22 protein-coding genes and 2 pseudogenes are annotated in these 20,888 nt (G+C 69.4%); 8 read left to right on the forward strand and 16 right to left on the reverse strand.

Translation table 11 applies throughout. From position 1 onward, the window contains the following. Positions 1–44: 44 nt before the first annotated feature. The 3 genes from KQY30_RS10245 to KQY30_RS10255 all read right to left on the reverse strand — a co-directional run bounded on the left by KQY30_RS10245 (position 45) and on the right by KQY30_RS10255 (position 2,814). Entirely contained in the window at positions 45–1,745 is a 1,701-nt protein-coding gene (locus KQY30_RS10245; RefSeq protein ID WP_217306558.1) for a methylmalonyl-CoA mutase, read from the reverse strand. A gap of 96 nt (positions 1,746–1,841) precedes the next feature. Further along, complete coding sequence (locus KQY30_RS10250) at positions 1,842–2,168, reverse strand: DUF3817 domain-containing protein (RefSeq protein ID WP_217306559.1); 327 nt, start codon at positions 2,166–2,168, stop codon at positions 1,842–1,844. A gap of 139 nt (positions 2,169–2,307) precedes the next feature. Next, positions 2,308–2,814 (reverse strand): MarR family winged helix-turn-helix transcriptional regulator, encoded by a 507-nt coding sequence (locus tag KQY30_RS10255; protein WP_046494530.1) that lies wholly within the window; start codon positions 2,812–2,814, stop codon positions 2,308–2,310. A gap of 182 nt (positions 2,815–2,996) precedes the next feature. On the opposite strand from KQY30_RS10255, the gene KQY30_RS10260 reads away from it, so the two are divergent. Beyond that, entirely contained in the window at positions 2,997–4,064 is a 1,068-nt protein-coding gene (locus KQY30_RS10260) for a glycoside hydrolase family 6 protein (RefSeq protein WP_217306560.1), read from the forward strand. Between the two features lie 229 nt (positions 4,065–4,293). On the opposite strand, the gene KQY30_RS10265 is transcribed toward KQY30_RS10260, so the two are convergent. The 3 genes and pseudogenes from KQY30_RS10265 to KQY30_RS10270 form a co-directional block, all read right to left on the reverse strand. Then, positions 4,294–5,100: an aminoglycoside phosphotransferase gene (locus tag KQY30_RS10265; RefSeq protein ID WP_217306561.1), complete on the reverse strand. Its 807-nt coding sequence runs from the start codon at positions 5,098–5,100 to the stop codon at positions 4,294–4,296. Positions 5,101–5,186: 86 nt separating this feature from the next. Continuing rightward, positions 5,187–5,318: a hypothetical protein gene (locus tag KQY30_RS37100; RefSeq protein WP_302185307.1), complete on the reverse strand. Its 132-nt coding sequence runs from the start codon at positions 5,316–5,318 to the stop codon at positions 5,187–5,189. Beyond that, positions 5,315–5,647, reverse strand: a pseudogene (locus tag KQY30_RS10270) (radical SAM protein); the annotation flags it as partial. The gene KQY30_RS37100 and the pseudogene KQY30_RS10270, both read right to left, overlap by 4 nt. 114 nt (positions 5,648–5,761) lie before the next feature. Here KQY30_RS10270 and KQY30_RS10275 point away from each other — a divergent pair. Further along, a pseudogene (locus tag KQY30_RS10275) lies at positions 5,762–6,602 on the forward strand (IS5 family transposase). Between the two features lie 25 nt (positions 6,603–6,627). On the opposite strand, the gene KQY30_RS10280 reads toward KQY30_RS10275, so the two are convergent. The 6 genes from KQY30_RS10280 to KQY30_RS10305 all read right to left on the reverse strand — a co-directional run bounded on the left by KQY30_RS10280 (position 6,628) and on the right by KQY30_RS10305 (position 12,238). Then, complete coding sequence (locus KQY30_RS10280) at positions 6,628–6,849, reverse strand: hypothetical protein (RefSeq protein ID WP_217306562.1); 222 nt, start codon at positions 6,847–6,849, stop codon at positions 6,628–6,630. A gap of 286 nt (positions 6,850–7,135) precedes the next feature. Then, positions 7,136–7,399 carry a hypothetical protein gene (locus tag KQY30_RS10285; RefSeq protein WP_217306563.1) on the reverse strand — a complete coding sequence of 88 codons (264 nt, stop codon included), beginning with the start codon at positions 7,397–7,399 and terminating at the stop codon, positions 7,136–7,138. Between the two features lie 82 nt (positions 7,400–7,481). Next, positions 7,482–9,455: a galactose oxidase-like domain-containing protein gene (locus tag KQY30_RS10290; RefSeq protein ID WP_217306564.1), complete on the reverse strand. Its 1,974-nt coding sequence runs from the start codon at positions 9,453–9,455 to the stop codon at positions 7,482–7,484. Between the two features lie 107 nt (positions 9,456–9,562). After that, positions 9,563–11,380 carry a glycosyltransferase family 2 protein gene (locus KQY30_RS10295; RefSeq protein ID WP_254407051.1) on the reverse strand — a complete coding sequence of 606 codons (1,818 nt, stop codon included), beginning with the start codon at positions 11,378–11,380 and terminating at the stop codon, positions 9,563–9,565. Positions 11,381–11,579: 199 nt separating this feature from the next. Beyond that, entirely contained in the window at positions 11,580–11,888 is a 309-nt protein-coding gene (locus tag KQY30_RS10300; protein ID WP_217306565.1) for an MTH1187 family thiamine-binding protein, read from the reverse strand. Then, positions 11,885–12,238: a DUF3817 domain-containing protein gene (locus KQY30_RS10305; protein WP_046494507.1), complete on the reverse strand. Its 354-nt coding sequence runs from the start codon at positions 12,236–12,238 to the stop codon at positions 11,885–11,887. Before KQY30_RS10305 ends, KQY30_RS10300 begins: the two co-directional genes overlap by 4 nt. Positions 12,239–12,428: 190 nt before the next feature. Between KQY30_RS10305 and KQY30_RS10310 the strand changes: the two genes are divergently transcribed. The 4 genes from KQY30_RS10310 to KQY30_RS10325 all read left to right on the forward strand — a co-directional run bounded on the left by KQY30_RS10310 (position 12,429) and on the right by KQY30_RS10325 (position 15,089). Next, entirely contained in the window at positions 12,429–13,067 is a 639-nt protein-coding gene (locus tag KQY30_RS10310) for an AIM24 family protein (RefSeq protein ID WP_217306566.1), read from the forward strand. Continuing rightward, a complete protein-coding gene (locus KQY30_RS10315) occupies positions 13,067–13,717 on the forward strand; it encodes an AIM24 family protein (protein WP_046494505.1) in 651 nt (216 codons plus the stop codon). The genes KQY30_RS10310 and KQY30_RS10315 overlap by 1 nt, the downstream gene beginning before the upstream one ends. Then, entirely contained in the window at positions 13,714–14,502 is a 789-nt protein-coding gene (locus KQY30_RS10320; protein ID WP_217306567.1) for an AIM24 family protein, read from the forward strand. The genes KQY30_RS10315 and KQY30_RS10320 overlap by 4 nt, the downstream gene beginning before the upstream one ends. Positions 14,503–14,612: 110 nt before the next feature. Continuing rightward, complete coding sequence (locus tag KQY30_RS10325) at positions 14,613–15,089, forward strand: MarR family winged helix-turn-helix transcriptional regulator (protein ID WP_217306568.1); 477 nt, start codon at positions 14,613–14,615, stop codon at positions 15,087–15,089. A 29-nt stretch (positions 15,090–15,118) separates the two neighbouring features. On the opposite strand, the gene KQY30_RS10330 is transcribed toward KQY30_RS10325, so the two are convergent. Continuing rightward, on the reverse strand, positions 15,119–16,654 hold the full coding sequence (locus KQY30_RS10330; protein WP_217306569.1) for a HAMP domain-containing sensor histidine kinase: 1,536 nt from the start codon (positions 16,652–16,654) through the stop codon (positions 15,119–15,121). Beyond that, complete coding sequence (locus KQY30_RS10335; protein ID WP_217306570.1) at positions 16,651–17,313, reverse strand: response regulator transcription factor; 663 nt, start codon at positions 17,311–17,313, stop codon at positions 16,651–16,653. The genes KQY30_RS10330 and KQY30_RS10335 overlap by 4 nt, the downstream gene beginning before the upstream one ends. Positions 17,314–17,427: 114 nt before the next feature. Between KQY30_RS10335 and KQY30_RS10340 the strand changes: the two genes are divergently transcribed. Beyond that, a complete protein-coding gene (locus KQY30_RS10340) occupies positions 17,428–17,868 on the forward strand; it encodes a PepSY domain-containing protein (protein WP_217306571.1) in 441 nt (146 codons plus the stop codon). Positions 17,869–18,052: 184 nt separating this feature from the next. Here KQY30_RS10340 and meaB read toward each other — a convergent pair whose 3' ends face one another. Together meaB and KQY30_RS10350 are read right to left on the reverse strand one after the other, a co-directional pair. Next, positions 18,053–19,012: a methylmalonyl Co-A mutase-associated GTPase MeaB gene (meaB, locus tag KQY30_RS10345; protein WP_217306572.1), complete on the reverse strand. Its 960-nt coding sequence runs from the start codon at positions 19,010–19,012 to the stop codon at positions 18,053–18,055. An 84-nt stretch (positions 19,013–19,096) separates the two neighbouring features. Then, positions 19,097–20,296 carry an acetyl-CoA C-acetyltransferase gene (locus KQY30_RS10350; RefSeq protein WP_217306573.1) on the reverse strand — a complete coding sequence of 400 codons (1,200 nt, stop codon included), beginning with the start codon at positions 20,294–20,296 and terminating at the stop codon, positions 19,097–19,099. 144 nt (positions 20,297–20,440) lie between these two features. Here KQY30_RS10350 and mce point away from each other — a divergent pair, with 144 nt between their 5' ends. Continuing rightward, positions 20,441–20,869, forward strand: coding sequence for a methylmalonyl-CoA epimerase (mce, locus tag KQY30_RS10355; RefSeq protein WP_217306574.1), 429 nt, complete (start codon positions 20,441–20,443; stop codon positions 20,867–20,869). Positions 20,870–20,888 lie beyond the last annotated feature (19 nt).

The following is a 20,888-nucleotide window of genomic DNA, read 5'->3' on the forward strand; positions in this document are numbered from 1 at the left end:
CTCGGGGAGCGGCCACCGGCCCGGTCGCTGAATCGCCGAAGCCCTCAGAACCCGGGCGGCTCCGTGTAGATCCCCCACTCGTCCCGCAGTACGCCGCAGATCTCGCCCAGCGTCGCCTCCGCCCGTACCGCCTCCAGCATCGGCCCGATCATGTTCGAGCCGTCGCGCGCCGCGGCCAGCATGCCCTCCAGGGCCGTACGCACCCGGGCCTCGTCGCGGGCGTCCCGGCGCTCCGCCAGCACCCGGACCTGGTCCCGCTCGACCTCGTGGCTGACCCGCAGGATCTCCAGATCGCCGGTGACCGACCCGTGGTGGACATTGACGCCGACGACCCGCTTGTCGCCCTTCTCCAGCGACCGCTGGTACTGGAACGCCGACTCGGCGATCTCGCCGGTGAACCAGCCGTCCTCGATCCCGCGCAGGATGCCGGAGGTCATGGGGCCGATCGGGTGACGCCCGTCCGGGTGGGCCCGCAGCCCCCGCTCCTTGATCCGGTCGAAGATCTTCTCGGCGTCGGCCTCGATACGGTCGGTGAGCTGCTCGACGTACCAGGAGCCGCCCAGCGGGTCGGCCACATTGGCCACCCCCGTCTCCTCCATCAGCACCTGCTGGGTACGGAGCGCGATCTCGGCGGCCTGTTCGCTCGGCAGGGCGAGGGTCTCGTCCAGCGCGTTGGTGTGCAGCGAGTTCGTACCGCCCAGGACCGCCGCCAACGCCTCCACGGCCGTCCGTACGACGTTGTTGTACGGCTGCTGCGCGGTGAGCGAGACGCCCGCGGTCTGGGTGTGGAAGCGCAGCCACTGCGCCTTGTCGGTGCGCGCCCCGTACACCTCCTTCATCCAGCGCGCCCAGATCCGGCGCGCCGCGCGGAACTTGGCGATCTCCTCGAAGAAGTCGAGATGCGCGTCGAAGAAGAAGGAGAGCCCGGGCGCGAAGGTGTCCACGTCCAGACCGCGGCTGAGCCCCAGCTCCACATAGCCGAAGCCGTCCGCGAGGGTGTACGCCAGCTCCTGCGCGGCCGTCGCGCCCGCCTCGCGGATGTGGTAGCCGGAGACGGAGAGGGGCTTGTACGCGGGGATGGAGCGGGCGCAGTGCTCCATGAGGTCGCCGATCAGCCGGAGATGCGGCTCGGGCTGGAAGAGCCACTCCTTCTGGGCGATGTACTCCTTGAAGATGTCGGTCTGGAGCGTGCCGTTGAGCACGCCCGGGTCGACGCCCTGGCGCTCGGCCGCGACGAGATACATGCAGAAGACCGGGACGGCCGGGCCGCTGATCGTCATCGAGGTGGTGACATCGCCGAGCGGGATGTCACCGAAGAGGATCTCCATGTCGGCGGCGGAGTCGATGGCGACGCCGCAGTGGCCGACCTCGCCGAGGGAGCGCGGGTCGTCGGAGTCGCGGCCCATGAGCGTCGGCATGTCGAAGGCGACGGAGAGGCCGCCGCCACCGGCGGCCAGGATCATCTTGTAGCGCTCGTTCGTCTGCCGCGCGTTGCCGAAGCCGGCGAACTGGCGGATGGTCCAGGTCCGGCCGCGGTAACCGGTGGGGTGGAGGCCGCGGGTGAAGGGGTACTCACCGGGCCAGCCGATCCGCTCGAATCCGTCGTACGTGTCGCCGGGCCGGGGCCCGTAGACCGGCTCCACGGGGTCCCCGGAGAGCGTGCTGAAGTCGGCGTCGCGCTTGCGAGCCGTGTCGTAGCGGGCCTGCCAGCGGCGGCGGCCCGCCTCGATCGCGTCGGCGTCCATGCAGTCAAATTTACTAGGACGTCCAAGTATCTGTCGATGGCAACCGCCCACGCATTCGAGAGCGCGGGCGTTGCGGCTGGGGCCTCTCGCTGGGCCCTAGGCCTTGGCGAGGGCGGGGTCGCTCTGCGCGAGCTGCGCCTTGACCTCGCGGGTGACCTTCGGCTCGACGAAGAACGACGCGACGGGGATGCAGCCGGCGGCCAGCACCCAGAGCAGCTTGCCGAACGGCCACTTCATCTTGGAGCCCAGATCGAAGGCGAAGATCACATAGATGATGAAGAGCACGCCGTGGATCTGCGAGATCAGCATCGTGTCGCCGGTGTCGAACCCGTACTTCATGATGATCGCGACAGTGAAGACCAGCAGCCATACGGCGGTGACGTACGCCATCACCCGGTAGCGGGACAGCACGCTTTGTTTCATGCCGACGAGCGTAACGGGGCGCGACAGGCGATCTTCCGGCACCCCATGGCCGCCCGGCGCGAGCACCGCATGGCCCGCACGGGCCGAGCACTCCATGGCCGCCCGGGGCGAGCACCCCATGCCCCGTCGGCCCCGGCCGCTACTCTTCGAAGTCCTGCGCCGCCACCCGCAGCGGCCGCAGCATCGCGAAGATCTCCGCGCACTCCTCGGCGTCGTACGCCCCCAGCCCGAACTCCATCTCCATCAGATCGCGGGTGGCGGCCTCCACCACCTCGCGCCCCTTGTCCGTGATGGAGGCGAGGGTGCCGCGGCCGTCGTTGGGATTGGGCCGCTTGTCGACCAGGCCGGCGATCACCAGCCGGTCCACGGTGTTGGTCACCGAGGTCGGGTGGACCATCAGCCGCTCACCGATCTTGGACATCGGCAGCTCGCCCTCCTTGGAGAAGGTGAGCAGCACCAGCGCCTCGTACCGGGCGAAGGTCAGCCCGTACGGCTTGACCACCGCGTCGACCCCGGCGAGCAGGATCTGGTGCGCGCGCATGATCGACGTGATCGCGCCCATGGCGGGTACGGGACCCCAGCGCTGCCGCCAGTGTTCGTCGGCGCGTGCGATGGGATCGAACGGGAGATTGAGCGGCTTCGGCACGGCATCGACCTTACCCACTGGTCACATAGCGGTCAGCCCTGTCTCGCCCTTCGGTCCGGCCGTTCCGGCGAGCGGCCCCGCGCGGTGTCGCACCACCGCGACCACAGACTGCTATGTCACGATTATCCGGTCTTGTCTACCCCAGTCGCCGTATCCCGGCCGTCGTCGTCCGAGGGGGCTGTATGTCCGGCCGCAGGCCGCACCGCTCGTACTCACTCACCGCCGCCTTCTCCGCCTTCGTCACCACCGTCCTCGCGCTGACGGCCGCGGCCTGCGGAACCTCCTCCTCCGAGTCCCCGCGCTCCGCCGCGAAGAGCGGCGCCGCCGACGGGACCGGCGCCGCCACGGTCGAGGACGAGGCAGCCCACATCACCGCGTCGCCGTTCTGGATCGACCCGGAGAGCGACGCGGCCCGCCAGGTCCGGCAGTGGGAGAAGGAGGGCCGCAAGGACGACGCGAAGGCCCTGCGGCTGATCTCGGAGCGGGCGGTGGCCGAGTGGCCGGCCGGGGACGACCCCGTACCGGAGATCGCCAGAGCGGTACGGGGAGCCGCCGGCAAGCGGACCGCGGTCTTCGTCGCGTACAACATCCCGCACCGCGACTGCGGGATGTACTCGGCGGGCGGCGCCCGCGACGCGGCGGCCTACCGCGCCTGGATCGACGCCTTCGCCGGCGCGATCGGCACGGCCCCGGCCATCGTGATCCTGGAGCCCGACGCCGTACCGCACCTCGTGGACGGCTGCACCCCGGCGCAGTACCACGACGAGCGGTACGGGCTGCTCGCCCAGGCGATCGGCCGGCTGAAGAAGCAGCCCGGGACCAAGGTCTACCTGGACGCGGGCAACCCGCACTGGATCGCCGACCCGGCCCGGCTGACGGCTCCCCTCAAACGCGCCGGGGTCGCCGCGGCCGACGGCTTCTCGCTCAATGTCTCCAACTTCCAGACGAACGACGCCGTCAAGGCCTTCGGCACCCGCCTCTCCGGTCTGCTCGGCGACGCCCACTTCACCGTCGACACCAGCAGGAACGGCGCGGGCCCGCTCGCCGGCCAGGGCGACGAGGCCTGGTGCAACCCCCCGGGCCGCGCCCTCGGCACCCCGCCGACCACCGACACCGGCAACGAACTCCTCGACGCCTACCTCTGGATCAAACGCCCCGGCGACTCCGACGGCCCCTGCCGAGGCGGCCCCCCGGCCGGCACCTGGTGGCCGGACTACGCCCTGGGCCTGGCCCGCAAGGCGAAGGCCTGACCGCCACGGCGCGCGGCTACTCCACCACCTGACCGCGCGAGTTGACCGAGCAGCGCGCCCGACTCCCATGCGGTCTCGGCCGGATCGGTGCGATGGACGCTTCGTATTCTCAAGGCCTCCGCCGGCGGAGGTTCTCCCCGTGGTCATCCACAAAAACGCACTACGGCCGCGTCAGACCGAGGGCTTCAAGGGGTCCGCATAGATACATAGATGTGCGGCGACGGCTTCCTCAACCGCCGCCGGGTGCGGAGCCGATGCGGTGCCTCGCCCACGCATCGGCCGCCCTGTGCATGCGCAGGGTCCATGGGTCCGGGTCGGCGCTCGCGATGTGCTGCCAGAGGCGTGCGCTGGCGTCTGCGAACGCGTTTACGGCTGTCTTCGGTGCCTCTGTCCAAGCGGGAAGCGTGGCAACACAAGACTCTGCCTGGGGGGCGGTGTGCCCACCCGCGATGAGCCAGATGATCCACAGGGCCGGGTCGATCCATCCGGCGCCCCGGGAGGCCCATGCCCAGTCCACCAGGAGGGCGCTTTCGTCATGGACGAGGACGTTGGTGTTATGCCAATCGGTGTGCAGCAGCCGTTCTCCGGCGAAAAGTTCCGGGGTGTCACTGTAGGCGGCCATCCGGTCCGGCATCGTCTTGAGTGACAGGCTCGGGCACGGAACGTCGCCCAGCCTCCGCAGCACGGCGGCCACCAGCGGTACGTCCGGCGATTCCGGCTCGTAATCGGCGTGGCGGCCGTCAACTGCCTCGAACCCGAGCAGGTCCCATCCGGCGGGTTTCAGATGCCATAGCAGGCGCGGGGCGATGCCCTGGACATGCGGGTTGATCTCCGCCTCCCGCTGCTGGGTCCACGCCCGGGGGTGGTCGGCGCGCAGGCCCTTGACGAAGACCGTCCCGGTCTCGGTGTGGATGCGGGCGGCGATTTCGCTGTTGAATCCGGAGCCCACGGGCTCGGTCTTCACCACGGGTCCAGTGGCATCGGCGACAGCAGCCAGTACGTCGACGGGTAGGTCGGTCAGTCGGTCGGTCGGCATGGTGGGAGCCTCCCATGAAACGGCGCAGGGCCATGGGGCTGGCCCCATGGCCCTGGCCTGACTCGACCACCCGGTGCGGACGGGTGTCAGCGGTACGGGTTGTCGTCGTTGCACCCCGGCTGGGACGCGGTGGTGTGCGCCTCCACGTCCTCGACGACACTCACCTCTTCGGGGTCCTCGGCGGTGCGGGTCGGTGTGAGTTCGATCATGACGGTCATGACGCGGTCCCCTTCATTCCGTGCTGGCAGTAGTTGTGCAGTGGTGCCTTCGCCTCCTGAAAGACTTTGGCCATCGGCCGGCAGACCCGGCAGGTGCCGGAGAGCTGACAGCCGGTGCATCCTCCGGTGCGAAGCATGAGGGAATCGGCGATCGAGCCCAGCCGGGCAAGCCCGGCCACGCTCTCGGTGGGAAGGTCGATGTTCGGCTCACGGCCGACCTTGCAGATGGACGCCTTGCCGAAGGGGTCGGCGTGGAAGAACGCGTGACCGGCAGGACAACCCGTGAACGGCGACCTGTGAGTCAGATGCTCCGGGGACTGTGACGGCAGGGCCAGGCGGCGGGCGGTCTCGGCGCTCTCCGCCTTACAGGACAAGGTTTCGGAGTAGCCGGAGTGGCCGGTAGTTCGGGCTTCTGCGCTTACGGTCATCGGGGCCGCTGCGTGATGGGACGGACCAACGCGCAGTGGGCGCGGATAGAGCTGTTGTTGCCGGACCGGACGCCGAAGCATGGTGGGCGGTGGCGGGATCACCGACAGATGATCCACGCGACCGCGTGGAAGTCCCAGACCGGCTCGGAGTGGGCTCACCTGCCCGCTGAGTACGGCTCGTGGAAAGGCGTTTACACCACTGCGGAACTCGGCGATCGACGGCACGGGGGAGCGGGTCTTCACCACTCTGCTCGCCCAGGCCGACGCCGTAGGCGACCTGGGCTGGGTCATCGCGGTCGACTCCACGATCGTGCGCGCGCACCAGCACGCGGCCGGGGCCTGCAAAAGGGGGCCCGCCTGCCGAGCCCAGTCACCATGCGATCGGACGCTCCCGCGATGGGCTGACCACGAAGATTCACCTTGCCGCGGACAGCCGTTGCCGACCGCTGTGCTCTTTCCTCACGCCCGGCCTGGCAAATGACGCGCCCGCGTCCGAGCACGTCATGGCCGCCCTGCGTATATCCAGGACAGTTGGCCGGCTGCGAACCCGGCCTCTCGTTGTCCTGGCGGACCGGGCCTACTCATCCGGGGCTATCCGCCAACACCTGCGCAAGCGGGGGATCCAGGCGGTGATTCCATAGCGTGCCAACCAGGTCGCAAATCGCAGGCGCAAGGGCCGCCGAGGCGGACGTCCACCGACCTTCGACCGTGAGGAATACAAGCGGCGCAACACCGTCGAACGCTGCATCAACCACCTGAAGAATGGCGTGGCCTGGCAACCCGCTACGAGAAGACCGCCACCATCTTCCGAGCCGGACTCCACATCGCAGGCATCTTCATCTGGTCCGCCCGCTGATTCGAGGGGCACCACCCAGCGGGCGTCAATTCCACGGTTCCTGGTGCGGGTCTTCACCCAGCATCTTCGCCGCGGCTACACAGAGGTCTTCGCCGAAGAGCTGGTTGCTGCCCCACTGGGAGCTCCACAGGTCGGATGCGGCTTGAGCCACAGCCCGCCAGGAGAACTCCTCGTCGACTCGCCACGTGCGAATCTGAACAGCCATCTCCGGCGTGATCGTCGCTGGATCCACGGTGTTGTCTGTCATGCCGCCGACCCTAGGGACGTCGCGGAGAAGGTAGCCACAGGATTACGTCCCCTCTTGCCCGTTGGACAGAGCCCAGAACTTCATCTACAGGACTTGGCGAGCCCACGACATCCGGGAACCCCAACTTTTTGGGAGCCGAGCTCCGCGCTCTGATCCGACAAGATCCGAGCGAGAGGGCCTAAGGACGTGTCCGGCCGATCATGTGTGCTCCGAGCCCGAGTCGTTGATGGGAACATGGGACGGGGGGCGATCTAAGCGATGCCGAGTGGCAACGGCCGGGGCCGGCTCAGCTACCTTCCTCGGCGGGCCGCTGGTGCCCGCACGGCACCACATCACCGTTCTTGTCGAAGACCTCGGCGTCGTGAGACGCGTTCACCCACACCGTGATGCCCTGGTCATGCACGACCGTGTTGAACGGCGACTCCTCCGGCTCCGCCTCGGTCACCACCGTGAATTCCTCACCGGGACGCATCCAGTGATCGGTTCCCCACGGCTCGACCCACAGACAGACCATGCTGCTGGTCTCGTTGCTCACGCTTGTCTTGGACATGCTTGCACCATATCCAGCAGCGTGATCAGCCGGACAAGTCCTGGTCTCCTGAGTCCGCTCTCCCCCTCCGCAGCCCGCGCGGCTACTCCACCAGGAGCCACTTCGCCTCCGACGGGGTGCCTTCCTTGTCCGTGACGAAGAGCATGTACCAGCCCGCGGGAACCAGGGTGCGGTCCTTCGGGGTTTCTATCGTCACCGTGTCCTTCGTCCTGGTGAGTTTCAGTTCGATCGAGCGCTGTTCGACGTCCGTCGTGTGGGTGACCGCGCTGGGGCGCATCAGGCGGGCCTTGGTGATGCGGTCCGGGTGCGCCGTGCGGAAGGTGGCGCGGCCGTGGGGGTCGGTGCGGCGGGGGCCCTCGCCCAGGGCCGGGCGGTTCCCGTCCGAGGCGCGGTCGCCCTGGAGGTAGGGCGGGGTGTAGATCTCGATGCGCTGCTCGAAGGTGCCGAGCTTGGTGTTGTCGGCGTCGTCGAAGAGCGGGTCCGAGCCGAAGGTGGCCACGCGGCCGTCGGGCAGCAGAAGCGCCTCCGAGTGGTAGTTGCGGCCCACGGTGGGGTCGGCGGCGCGGCGGAAGGAGTTGGTCGCCGGGTCGTAGAACTGCGCTCTGAGGATGTCGCTGGCGCTGCGGCCGCGGTAGTCCGACGAGCCGCCGGTGGTGAACACCGTGTCGTCCGGCAGCAGCACGCTGCTCAGATAGCGCGTGCCCTGCGGCAGCCGGGGGCCTTCCCGGAACGCCGGGCTCTCCTCGCTCAGGTCGATGATCGCCGTACGCGAGGTGGACTTGGACGACTCGCCGACGCCCCCGCCGCCCAGCAGCATCACCCGCTGGCGCTGGACGGGCGCGAGCATCAGCGAGGCCGACGTCTCGGTCTGGTCGCCGTCGATGAGTCCGTCGATACCGGTGAAGGTGTTCTTGCTGAGATCCCAGAGGCCGGGCTTGCGGCCCTTGTCGGCGGGTCCGTACCCCGCGTTGGAACCGGAGTAGAAGAGCTTGCCGCCCTTGGTGAGGAAGAGCGCGGGATAGGTCGGGAAGTAGCGGGTGGGGCCCTTGGACCACTTCTTGGTCTTCGGGTCGTACACCTCGTTGTCCCCGGTGAGCACGGCGCCGACATCGTCCAGGCCCGACACCGCGAGCACCTTGCCGTCCTCCAGCCCGACCAGGGTCGGGTACCAGCGGGCCTCCTTCATCGGATCCACCCGGATGTACTTCTCGGCCGTGGGGTCGAATTCGTACGCCGATCTGATGCCCTGGAAGTCCTGCTTCTCCGTGGTGAGTTTCTGTGCCAGGCCGTAGAGATTGGCGGCGTCCTTGCCCTTGAGGCCGAGGATCTCGTACTGCGCGGCCTGGGTCGTCAGCGCCTGCGGGCCCTCCTTGACCGCCTCCACGAAGACCCGTGCCTCGCCGGCGGTGACCTTGGTGCGCCAGGGCTGCATCCGGTCGCCCTTGCCGTATCCGGCCTGGATCTGCTTCTTGGCCCTCGGCACGGTCACATCGGCGGTGCTGACGTACTCGACGCCGGACGGGGAGCGGAAGCGGGTGCCCTTCTTGAAGGTGTACGACCGGTCCGGGTTCTCGTTCTTGACACGCATACCGCCGCCCGCCCGCCGTATCCCGCCGTCGAGCACCTCGTACCGCGCCGTGCCGCCCGCCACCAGCAGCCGTCCGTCCGGGAGCTGGGAGTGGCCGGAACAGAAGAAGTCCTCCGGGGTGGGGATCTTCTTGAAGGTGTTGTCGGCCGGGTTCCACAGGACCGTGTCGAAGGAGCCCGCGTCGAACTTCTTCTGGTTGTTGCCGGATCCGGCGATGAGCAGCACCTTGCCGGTGTGCAGCAGGGCCGCGTGGATCGCGTTCGTACGGTACTCGGGCGGGACGTCGAGCAGCGCCCAGGAGCCGTACTGCCGCTTGTAGCCCGGCTGGGAGATCTTGTACGCGTGGTACGTCTCCTGGGCGAAGGAGACTGCGGCGGGGGCGTTGAGGCCGAGGAGCAGGACCAGCGCCCCGCCGCCCAGCAGGGTCTTCTTGAACTTCTTCGTCGGTCGGTACGCGTAGGAAGCCATGGGTCGGTTCCCTCCGGTCGTCGGTCACATGCCCCCGGTCGCCGGTCGGTTCGCGCCGGTCGCCGATCGGCTCCATCGGTCACCGGTCGGTCCGCGCCGGTCGCCCCTCAGTTGCCGCCGGTCGTCGCGAGCGCGGGCTCGGGCTCCTCGCCCGGCTCGGGGGCGGGCACGGTGACGGTCTCGCCCGGCCCGGCGGCCTTGCGGCGGACCTCCTCGCGCCAGGTGGTCCAGCCCCAGACGGCGACGGGCGCGAGCGCGATGGCGAGGGCCAGCAGGGCCCAGGTGCGCATCGCCGCGTGGGTGTGGTCCAGGAACACGGACGCGATCAGCGAGGCGAGCAGCAGACCGGCCCAGTACAGATGCAGCCGGAAGGTCATCAGCCGGTCGGGACTGGCGCTGCCGCCCTTGGGGGTGACGACGAAGCTGCCGCGGGTGCGGATCACGGCCGAGCCGAGCGACCGGAGGTAGATCGGCGCGGAGAGCGCGGACATCGCCATCCCGGCCAGCCCGCCCGAGCCCTCGGGCTCGTGGGGGGAGACATTGTGGCGCCGGTTCCAGAGGTAGAGGCCGATCTGGAGGGCGGCGGCGTCGCTGTAGAGCATCAGCAGGACCGACGAGGACACCTGGGTGCCGGAGGCGCCGAGCCAGAGGAACAGGACGCAGCTCAGAATGCCCAGCAGCCAGTTGACCGCGGTCATCGGGTAGTAGACGAGCATCAGCGTGTAGCTGAGCAGCCGGCCCGGCGGCATCCGGAAGGGTGCCTTCCAGTACTGCGTGAAGAGCGTCTCGTACGTCCCCCGGGACCAGCGGAGCTGCTGGGTGAAGAAGTCGGTCCAGGAGGCGGGGCCCTCGCCGACGGCCAGTACGTCGGGGGTGTAGACGGAACGCCAGTAGCGGCCCGTACGGGGGTTGAGCCTGCGGTGCAGTTCGAAGCCGGTGGCCATGTCCTCGGTGATCGAGTCGTACAGACCGCCGATCTGCTTGACCGCGCTGATCCGGACGACATTGTTGGTGCCGACGAACATCGGGGCGTGATAGCGGTTTCCGGCCCGCTGGATCAGCGCGTGGAAGAGGAACTGCTGCGACTCGGCGGCCTTGGTGACCGGTGAGGTGTAGTTGCCGTACACCTGGGGTCCCACGACGAAGGCCACATCCGGATCGCGGAAGTAACCCATCATCCGCTCCAGGTAGTTGGGGAGCGGTACGTGGTCGGTGTCGACGGAGGCGAAGAAGTCGTACTCGTCGCCGTGCATCGCGATCCACGCGTTGTAGTTGCCGTGTTTGGTACGTGTCTTGTGCGCGCCCTTCCGCTGGTTCCATTCCGGCACCCCGTGCCGGGTGAAGTGACGGACGCCCAGCTCCTCGCAGAGCGCCCTGGCCTCGCTGTCGTCGCCCTCGTCGAGCAGCCATACGTCGAGCGGGCCGCAGTGGCGCAGCCGTACCGCCCCTTCGAGCGTGCCGCGCGCCATGGACAGCGGCTCCTTGCCCGGTACGTACGTGGTGAGGAACGCGACCCTGGTACCCGCCTCCGCGGGCACGGGTATGGGGTCCCTGGCGACCATCGTGGCGTGCGCGACCGAGGTGACGTTGACGAGCATGAACAGGGAGATCAGCCCGATCGAGCCGAGCATCACCTGGTCGAAGACGACCAGCCAGCGCTCGCCGCCCTCGCGCCTGGTCCGGTGGGTGGGCCAGACCAGATAGACGAGGAGGGCGCCGGAGAGCACCGGGGCGAGGGCCATCAGCAGGACCGCGCGTATCCGGTGGGGTTCACGGGCGAGCAGACTGCGGTAGCGCACGCGGTACGCGCGGCTGGTGTCCGGTCCGCCCGGCCTTTCCGGCCCGGCCGGCTCCGTCAGGGGACCGGCGAGGCAACTGTAGAAGTCGTAGTCGTAGCCGTCGGAGTCGTAGCCGTCGGACCGCACGGTGCCTCCAGAGGTCGCGAGGTCGATATCCCCACGGAAAGGGATATCGACCGGCGTGTCGACCTGGGGTCGTCCGTGCGGGCGGTTCGGGGCCGGGGCGTTACCGCGTACGGGCGCGGGCGGTGGCGCGGGGCCGGGAAGGGGAGACAGACTCGGAAGCGCCCATGCCCGGGCGCGGATACCGGACGGCGCCGACTGATCAGGAGGCTTCGCCCGGCGCCGACAGATGCCGTTCCACCGTCTCGACCTTCGAGGTCAGCCCGTCCGTGACCCCCGGCCGGATGTCCGCCTTGAGCACCAGCGAGACCCGTGGCGCCCGCGCCTCGACCGCCGCGACGGCCCGCCTGACCACGTCCATCACCTCGTCCCACTCGCCCTCGACCGAGGTGAACATGGCGTCGGTACGGTTCGGCAGCCCGGACTCGCGGACCACCCGGACGGCGTCGGCGACGTACTCACCGACGTCCTCCCCCACGCCCAGCGGGGAGACGGAAAAGGCGACGATCATGCGTTCACCGTACCTTCGCGGTCCTCGCGGCGGGCGCGGGAGGCGATGACCTCGTCCTCGGCCGCGCGCTTGAGCTTGCGCTCGGCGAAGAAGCCGCCGGTCGGCAGGACGGAGAGGACGAAGTAGAGGGCCGCCGTCCCGAAGGACCACTTGGTGCGGTTCCAGGCGTCCAGCCAGAAGATCACGTACAGGATGAAGAGCAGGCCGTGGATCGCGCCCATCACGGGCACCGCGTTGAAGTCCGTCGTGCGCTTGAGCACCGAGCAGACGAGCAGCAGCAGAAAGGACACGGCCTCGGGGGCGGAGACCAGGCGGAGTCGGTGGAGGGAGGAGGCGGTCTTGATGTCCACGAGGCAGGCACCTTTGTCGTCAGGGGGCGTCGGGGGGAGGCAGGGCCGCGCGATCTTGTGAACGCGCGCACAAGCGGGACCATTGTGGCAGCCCGGTTTTGCCCGACCGTTACGAGGGTGGTACGCCGCCAGAACGCCTTCGGGACGGAAAGACCTGTTCGTACCCTCCTCGGCCCATTACCTTCGATCCGTGGCTCAGTTCCGACTGCAAGGCAGCAAGGTGCTCGCCGTGGACATGTCCGGCGACGCCGTCAAGGCGAAGAACGGCTCGATGGTCGCGTACGACGGCCAGATGGCGTTCAAGAAGATGTCCGGCGGCGGTGAGGGCCTGCGCGGGATGGTGACGCGCCGCCTCACCGGTGAACAGATGACCGTCATGGAGGTGAGGGGCCAGGGGACCTGCTACTTCGCCGACCGGGCGAGCGAGATCAACCTCGTGTCGCTGCACGGCGACAAGCTCTATGTCGAGGCGAGCAATCTGCTCTGCACGGACGCCGGGCTGCGGACCGGTACGACCTTCACCGGGCTGCGCGGCGGCGCGACCGGCAACGGTCTGTTCACCACGACCGTCGAGGGGATGGGGCAGGCGGCGATCATGTCGGACGGCCCGGCAGTGGTCCTGCGCGTGACCCCGCAGTACCCGCTCTCGGTCGACCCCGGCGCGTACATCGCCCACCAGGGCAGTCTCCAGCAGCACTTCCAGGCGGGGGTGACCTTCCGCACCCTCATGGGCGAGGGCGGCGGCGAGGCCTTCCAGATCCGCTTCGAGGGCGACGGGCTCGTGTACGTACAGCCCAGCGAGCGCAACACGGTCGGGGGCGATGTGTGATGCCGTTCCGCGAGATCAACTCGAAGATGGTCGAGGCGACGGTGATGCCCGGCCAGAAAATGTTCAGCCAGCGCGGCGCGATGCTCGCGTACCGGGGCGAGGTCAGCTTCACCCCGAACATGCAGGGCGGCCAGGGCGGGCTGATGTCGATGATCGGCCGGCGGGTGGCCAATGAGGCGACTCCGCTGATGACGGTGGAGGGCAGCGGTACGGTGCTGTTCGGCCATGGCGGCCATCACATCCAGGTCATCAATCTCGCCGGGGACACCCTGTATGTCGAGGCCGACCGGCTGCTCGCCTTCGACGGGACGCTCCAGCAGGGCACGATGTTCATGGGCTCGCAGGGCGGGGTCATGGGCATGGTGCGCGGCCAGGTGACCGGCCAGGGCCTGTTCACCACCACGCTCAAGGGGCATGGCGCGGTCGCGGTGATGGCACACGGCGGGGTGATCGAGGTGCCGATCAGCCCCGGCAGGGATGTCCATGTGGACCCCCAGGCGTATGTCGCCCACCATGGCGAGGTACGGAACAAGCTCTCCACGGCGCTCGGCTGGCGCGACATGGTGGGGCGCGGCTCGGGCGAGGCGTTCCAGCTCGAACTGAGCGGCAGCGGTGCGGTGTACGTCCAGGCGTCGGAGGAGAAGCTGTGAGCGCGCCCGTGATCCATGACCCGATGACGCTGCCCAGCGACGACAACGTCAACGCGTACACCTTCTGTGTGGAGCTGAAGGGGAGCCAGTGGTTCCTCCAGAAGGGGAAGATGATCGCCTACTACGGGCGGATCGACTTCAACGGGATCGGGCACGGCCGCTTCGACCGGCTGCTGCGTACGAGCTTCCACTCGCCGCTGCACGCGAGCGACTGGGTGGTGGCGGAGGGCAGCGGCAAGATGCTGCTCGCCGACCGGGCCTTCGACGTCAATTCGTACGACCTGGAGGACGGCAATCTGACGATCCGCTCCGGGAATCTGCTGGCGTACCAGCCGTCGCTCGCGCTGAAGCAGTCGATCGTGCCGGGCTTTCTGACGCTGATCGGTACGGGGAAGTTCGTGGCGGCCTCGAACGGTCCGGTCGTCTTCATGGAACCCCCTATCCGGGTGGATCCGCAGGCCCTGGTGGGCTGGGCGGACTGCCCCTCGCCGTGCCATCACTACGACCACGGCTATATGACCGGGGTGATGGGCGGGCTGCGGTCGCTGACGGGGATCGGGGGCACCTCGGGCGAGGAGCACCAGTTCGAGTTCGTCGGAGCGGGTACGGTGCTGCTCCAGTCGACCGAGACGCTGATGGCGGAGCAGGCGACGGGCGCGGTGCCGCACGAGCCGGGCGTGCCGGGCGGCGGCGCTCCCGCGCCGGGCCACGGTCAGCCGGGCCAGGGGGCGGCGCCCAGGCTGCCGGGGCAGCTCGGGGATCTCCAGCGTCGCTTCGGGTTGTGACCGATAGGCTGCGGAGCGTGACGTCGAACGCCGGTGCGCGGCGTCACCTCGCGCAAGGCCACCTCGCGCAAGATTTATACGGAATTCAACTTCTTAGGTAGAATCCATACATGGAGACCGAGACCGCCACCCGCTGGCTGACCGACGGGGAACAGTGCGCCTGGCGCACCCACCTCGATGTCAACAAGCTGCTGACGCACCAGTTGGAGAAGGACCTGCAGCCGTTCGGACTGACCATGAACGACTACGAGATCCTGGTGAATCTCTCGGAGTCGGCGGAGCGGCGCATGCGGATGAGTGACCTCGCGGCCACCACGCTCCAGTCCAAGAGCCGGCTCTCGCACCAGATCACCAGGATGGAAGCGGCGGAACTGGTCCGCAGGGAACACTGCGAGTCGGACCGGCGAGGTCTGTACGCCGTGTTGACGGACCACGGCATGGACACGATGCGCAAGGTGGCACCGCACCATGTGGCGTCGGTACGCAAGCACTTCATCGATCTGCTGTCGCCGGAAGCGCTCACGCAGTTGCGGGAGTCACTGACACCGGTGGCGGAACACCTGCGGGGCCGACGCGGGAGGTTGTGACTTTGAGGGCTCGGTTCGCCGGGGGCTGGTCAGGTGGGGGGTAGGCGGAGTTCGAAGCGGGCTCCGCCTGCGGGGGCTGGGGCGGCTGTGAGCGTGCCGCCGTGGCGTTCGGCCACATCGCGGGCTATGGCGAGGCCCAGTCCGGCGCCGCCGTCGTCACGATCCCGGGCCTCGTCCAGCCGTACGAACCGTTCGAAGATCCGCTCGCGCTCCGCCTCAGGCACCCCGGCACCGTCGTCGGTGACCGCGAGCACCACCTGTCCGTCCGCCGACCGCCGCACGGACACCCGTACCGAACCGCGTGCGTGACGTTGCGCGTTGTCGAGCAGATTGCCGAGCACCCGTGCCAACTGGCCGCGCGATCCGGCGACTTCGACCCCCTGTCCCAGGTCGAGTGCGACCGGAACGGCGTCCAGGGTCCGCTGCGAGACCTCCTCGCGGACCAGCGCGCCCAGATCGAGCCGGTTCTGCCCCGGCCGCTCCCCCGCGTCCAGCCGGGCCAGCAGCAGCAGATCGACGGCGAGCCGTTGGAGCCGTACGGTGTCCGCGACCGCGCCCGGCATGTCCAGCAGTTCCGGGTGCGCGTCGCCCACTTCGAGCTGGGTGCGGAGGGACGCGATGGGGCTGCGCAGTTCGTGCGAGGCGTCCGCGACAAAGCGGCGCTGCCGGTCGACGGCCGCCTCCAGCGCGGTGAGCGTCTCATTGGTCGTACGGGCGAGCCGGGCCACCTCGTCATGGGCGGCGGGCTCCGGCACCCGTCTGGACAGGTCCTCGGACGCGGTGATGGCCGCCATCTCGCGCCGGATGCCCTCCACGGGCCTGAGCGCCCGCCGGGTCACCAGCCAGGTCACTCCCGCGACGACCAGCAGCAGGACGGGCAGTCCCAGCAGCATCGCCACGGCGGCCGTGCCGACCGCGGTGTCCCGGGCGGCCAGCGAGGCACCGGCATGGACGACGACGGTTGCGCCGGAGCCGTCGGTCACGGCGATGGTGGCGAAGCGGTAGTCGCCGGCCGTGCCGTCGACGGTGGCGCTTCCCGAGGTGTGCTCGGTGATGTCGCCGATCTCGCCGACGGCGGGGACGGCGCGGCCCCCGTGGTCGTCGCCGGTCTCGACGTCGTCATCGCCGTCGTCGTCCCCGCTGTTGTCGCCGCCGCCACGGCCGCCGTCCACCGGTTGGCCCGACTGCGGGGCGGAGGGCGCCGGTACGACCGCGGCGGCGGGCACCCCCGTACCGCTGATCCGCTCCAGGTCCTCGCCCATCGCCAGCAGCCGGCCGTCCTGGGTGGCGACCTGCACCGGATGGTCCGCCGCCTCGGGGAGTTCAAGATCCCGGTACGACGTCCGGCCGGGGACCCGGGAGGCGATGTCCAGGGCGACATCGCGCGCCGCGGAATCGGCCTCGCGGTCGGCCTGGTCGGTGAGGTTCGCGCGGAGCGAGAGAAGGACCGCGATCCCGGCGGCCACGAGCGCGACCGCCACGACGGCTGTCGCCCCCAGAGAGGTCTTGGCCCGTACGGAGCCGAAGGGGCGTACGGAGCCGAAGGGGCGCTTTCCGGCGCTCATGACGACGTCAGCCGGTAGCCGGCGCCGCGCACGGTCTGGATGGCGGTCGCACCGATCTTGCGCCGCAGCGCGCTGATGTAGACCTCGATGATGTTGGGATCGCCGTCGTAGGCGAAGTCCCAGACATGCTCCAGGATCTGCGGCTTGCCGACCACCTCGCCCGCCCGGACGGCGAGTTGTTCCAGCACGGCGAACTCCTTGGCGGTCAGGGCCACTTCGGTCCCGTCCCGGAAGACCCGGCGGGCCGCGGTGTCGATGCTCAGCCCGCCCACCCGCAGGACGGGCGAGGCGCCGGCCGAACCACGGCGGCGCAGCAGCGCCTTGACGCGGGCGACCAGCACGACGTACGAGAACGGCTTGGTCAGATAGTCATCGGCGCCCGTGTCGAGTCCCTCCGCCTCGTCGTACTCGCCGTCCTTCGCGGTCAGCATCAGGATCGGTACGTCGTTTCCGGCGGCGCGCAGGGCCGCGCAGACCCGGTAGCCGTTCATGCCGGGCAGCATGATGTCGAGCACGACCAGGTCGTAGACGCCCTCCCCGGCCCGGTGCAGCCCTTCGAGGCCGTCGTGGACGACATCCACGGCGAAGCCCTCGGCCTTCAGTCCGCCGGCGAGCGAGACGGCGAGCCGCTTCTCGTCCTCCACGATCAGCAAGCGCATGCCCCCACCTTCCCAAACGGAACCTGAAGATCTCTTCAGGTCGCTTCAGGCGGGCTTCAGCTTCGGTGGACGACATTGAGGGCGTTGGCAGTCGGACCGACCGGGGAGTACCTCATGAAGCGCAATCTCACCATCGCCGCCATTGCCGTGGCGGCTCTGATCGGCGGCGGAACGTACACGGCGGTCGCCATGGGCGACGACGACCGCGGCACGACGCGGACCGGGGCGAGCGCGGGGACGGGGACGCTGCCGGTCCCGGTGCCGCGGCCCGGCTCGGCGGACCCGACGGCGGACCCCACCGCGGATCCCACAGCGGACCCGGCGGCGAGCCTGACGGCTGACCAGGCGGCCGACGCGGCGCTGAAGCGGGTCCCGGGCACGGTGACTTCGGTCGAGCGGGACGACGACGGTGACGACGACCGCGGCGACCACTGGGAGGTCACGGTACGCACCAAGGACGGCCACAGCCGCGAGCTGAACGTGGACACCCGGACGGCCCGAGTCACACCGGACGACGACCACGACGACGACCGGCACGGCCACGACGACGACTGACGGCCCGTTTCGTCCTCAATCGCCGGACGGGCTCAATTGGGCACCCGGCACCGGAGGCACCCGTTCCGTCCTCAAACGCCGGACAGGCTGGAATTGCCCGGCACCCGGGAAACAAGCCCGTCCGGCGATTGAGGACGGACCGGCACCGGACGGACCCGGTACCCACCGCGCCACCGGCACCCCGTCACGCCTCCGTCAGGCCCGCCACCAGTTCGTCCGACGCCGCGTACGGGTCCAGGTCGCCCGTCACCACGCGTTCCGCCAGGGCCGCGAGTCGGCGGTTGCCGTGGAGGTCGGCGATGCGGGTGCGGAGGGCCGTGACGGCGATCGTCTCGACCTCGTGCGCCGCGCGGGCGGTACGGCGGCTGGTGAGGACGCCGTGCTCCTCCATCCACGCCCGGTGCTTCTCCAGCGCCTCCACCACCTCGTCGATGCCCTCGCCGCGCGCCGCGACCGTCTTGACGATCGGTGGCCGCCAGTCGCCCGGGCCCCTGGCCTCGCCGAGGCCCAGCATGTGGTTCAGCTCGCGGACGGTCGCGTCGGCGCCGTCGCGGTCCGCCTTGTTCACCACGTACACATCGCCGATCTCCAGGATTCCCGCCTTCGCCGCCTGGATGCCGTCGCCCATGCCCGGCGCCAGCAGCACCACCGAGGTGTCGGCCTGGGAGGCGATCTCGACCTCCGACTGGCCGACCCCGACCGTCTCCACCACGATCACGTCGCAGCCCGCCGCGTCCAGGACCCGGATCGCCTGCGGAGCCGCCCAGGCCAGACCGCCGAGATGGCCGCGGGTGGCCATGGAGCGGATATAGACGCCCGGGTCCGAGGCGTGTTCGGACATCCGGACCCGGTCACCGAGCAGCGCGCCCCCGGAGAAGGGGGACGAGGGGTCGACCGCGAGCACCGCGACCCGCTTGCCGGCCCTGCGGTACGCGCTGACCAGCGCCGAGGTGGATGTCGACTTGCCGACACCCGGCGATCCGGTGATCCCGACGACATACGCCCGGCCCGCGAGCGGCGCCAGCGCCGCCATCACCTCGCGGAGCTGCGGCGACGCCCCCTCGACCAGTGAGATCAGCCGGGCCACGGCCCGCGGGCGGCCCTCCCGCGCCTGAGCCACCAGTTGGGGGACGTCCTGCGTCACAGCTCCAGCTCCGTTCCTCGGCGGTGCACACGGCGGTGCATATGAACGTACGTGCATACGTACGAGATGTACGGACGGCTACGGCTACCCCGCCACCCGCAGGATCAGCGCGTCCCCCTGCCCGCCCCCGCCGCACAGCGCCGCCGCGCCGACACCGCCGCCGCGCCGCTTCAGCTCCAGCGCGAGATGCAGTACGAGCCGCGCGCCGGACATCCCGATCGGGTGACCGAGGGCGATCGCGCCGCCGTTCACGTTCACCTTTTCCGGGGACACTCCGAGGTCCTTCATCGACTGCACAGCGACCGCCGCGAAGGCCTCGTTGATCTCGATGAGATCGAGGTCCGCGACGCCGATGCCCTCCTTCTTGAGGGCGTGCTGGATGGCGTTGGACGGCTGGGACTGGAGCGAGTTGTCCGGGCCCGCCACATTGCCGTGCGCGCCGATCTCCGCGATCCACTCCAGGCCCAGTTCCTCGGCCCTGGCCCTGCTCATCACCACGACCGCCGCGGCGCCGTCCGAGATCTGCGAGGACGTGCCCGCCGTGATCGTGCCGTCCTTGTCGAAGGCCGGGCGCAGCCGGGCCAGGGACTCCACCGTGGTCTCCGGGCGGATGCCCTCGTCCTGGGTGAACAGCACCGGGTCGCCCTTGCGCTGCGGGATCTCCACCGGGACGATCTCGGCCTCGAAGATCCCGTTCTTCTGCGCGGCGGCGGCCCGCTGGTGGGACAGCGCACCGAATTCGTCCTGCTCGGGACGGGCGATACCGAGCCGGGTGTTGTGCTTCTCCGTCGAGGCGCCCATGGCGATCTCCTCGAAGGAGTCGGTCAGCCCGTCGTACGCCATCGAGTCGAGCAGCTCGACCGCGCCGTACTTGTAGCCCTCACGGGACTTGGGGAGCAGGTGCGGGGCGTTGGTCATGGACTCCTGGCCGCCCGCGACCACCACGTCGAACTCGCCCGCGCGGATGAGCTGGTCGGCGAGCGCGATCGCGTCGAGCCCGGAGAGGCAGACCTTGTTGACGGTGAGCGCGGGCACGTTCATCGGAATGCCGCCCTTGACCGCGGCCTGGCGCGCCGGGATCTGCCCCGCCCCGGCCTGGAGCACCTGGCCCATGATCACGTACTGCACCTGGTCGCCGCGAATCCCCGCACGGTCCAGCGCGGCCTTGATCGCGAAGCCGCCCAGCTCCGCGCCGGAGAAGGATTTCAGCGAGCCGAGCAGCCGTCCCATGGGAGTACGGGCGCCCGCGACGATCACGGAGGTGGTGGTGTTCGAGTCCGACATGAGACCTGATCCCCTTTGCGTGGAGCGTGAGGAGTGAACGAGGGTTTACTCCAATGTACTGAGCGGTACGCGCCGGGGTCACCCGGCCGTGCGTGTGATCGCGCGCACGTTGCGTAACCGGCGGCGAGACGCTGCACTGTCCCCATGCTGACGCGAATCGACCACATCGGAATCGCCTGTTTCGATCTCGACGCCACCGTCGAGTTCTACCGGGCCACCTACGGATTCGAGGTCTTCCACACCGAGGTCAACGAGGAGCAGGGCGTCCGCGAGGCCATGCTCAAGATCAATGAGACGTCCGACGGCGGAGCTTCGTACCTCCAGCTCCTCGAACCCGTACGGGAGGACTCCCCCGTCGGCAAGTGGCTCGCGAAGAACGGCGAGGGGGTCCACCACATCGCGTTCGGGACCGCCGATGTCGACGGGGACGCCCGGGCGGTCCGTGACAAGGGCGTACGGGTCCTCTACGACGAGCCGCGCAGGGGTTCCATGGGCTCGCGCATCACTTTCCTGCACCCGAAGGACTGTCACGGAGTCCTCACAGAACTCGTCACCTCCGCCCCGGAGCACTGACCTTAAGGATTCCCGGCCC

The sequence above is a fragment of the Streptomyces sp. GMY02 genome, assembly GCF_019056675.1.
GTDB lineage: Bacteria > Actinomycetota > Actinomycetes > Streptomycetales > Streptomycetaceae > Streptomyces > Streptomyces odonnellii.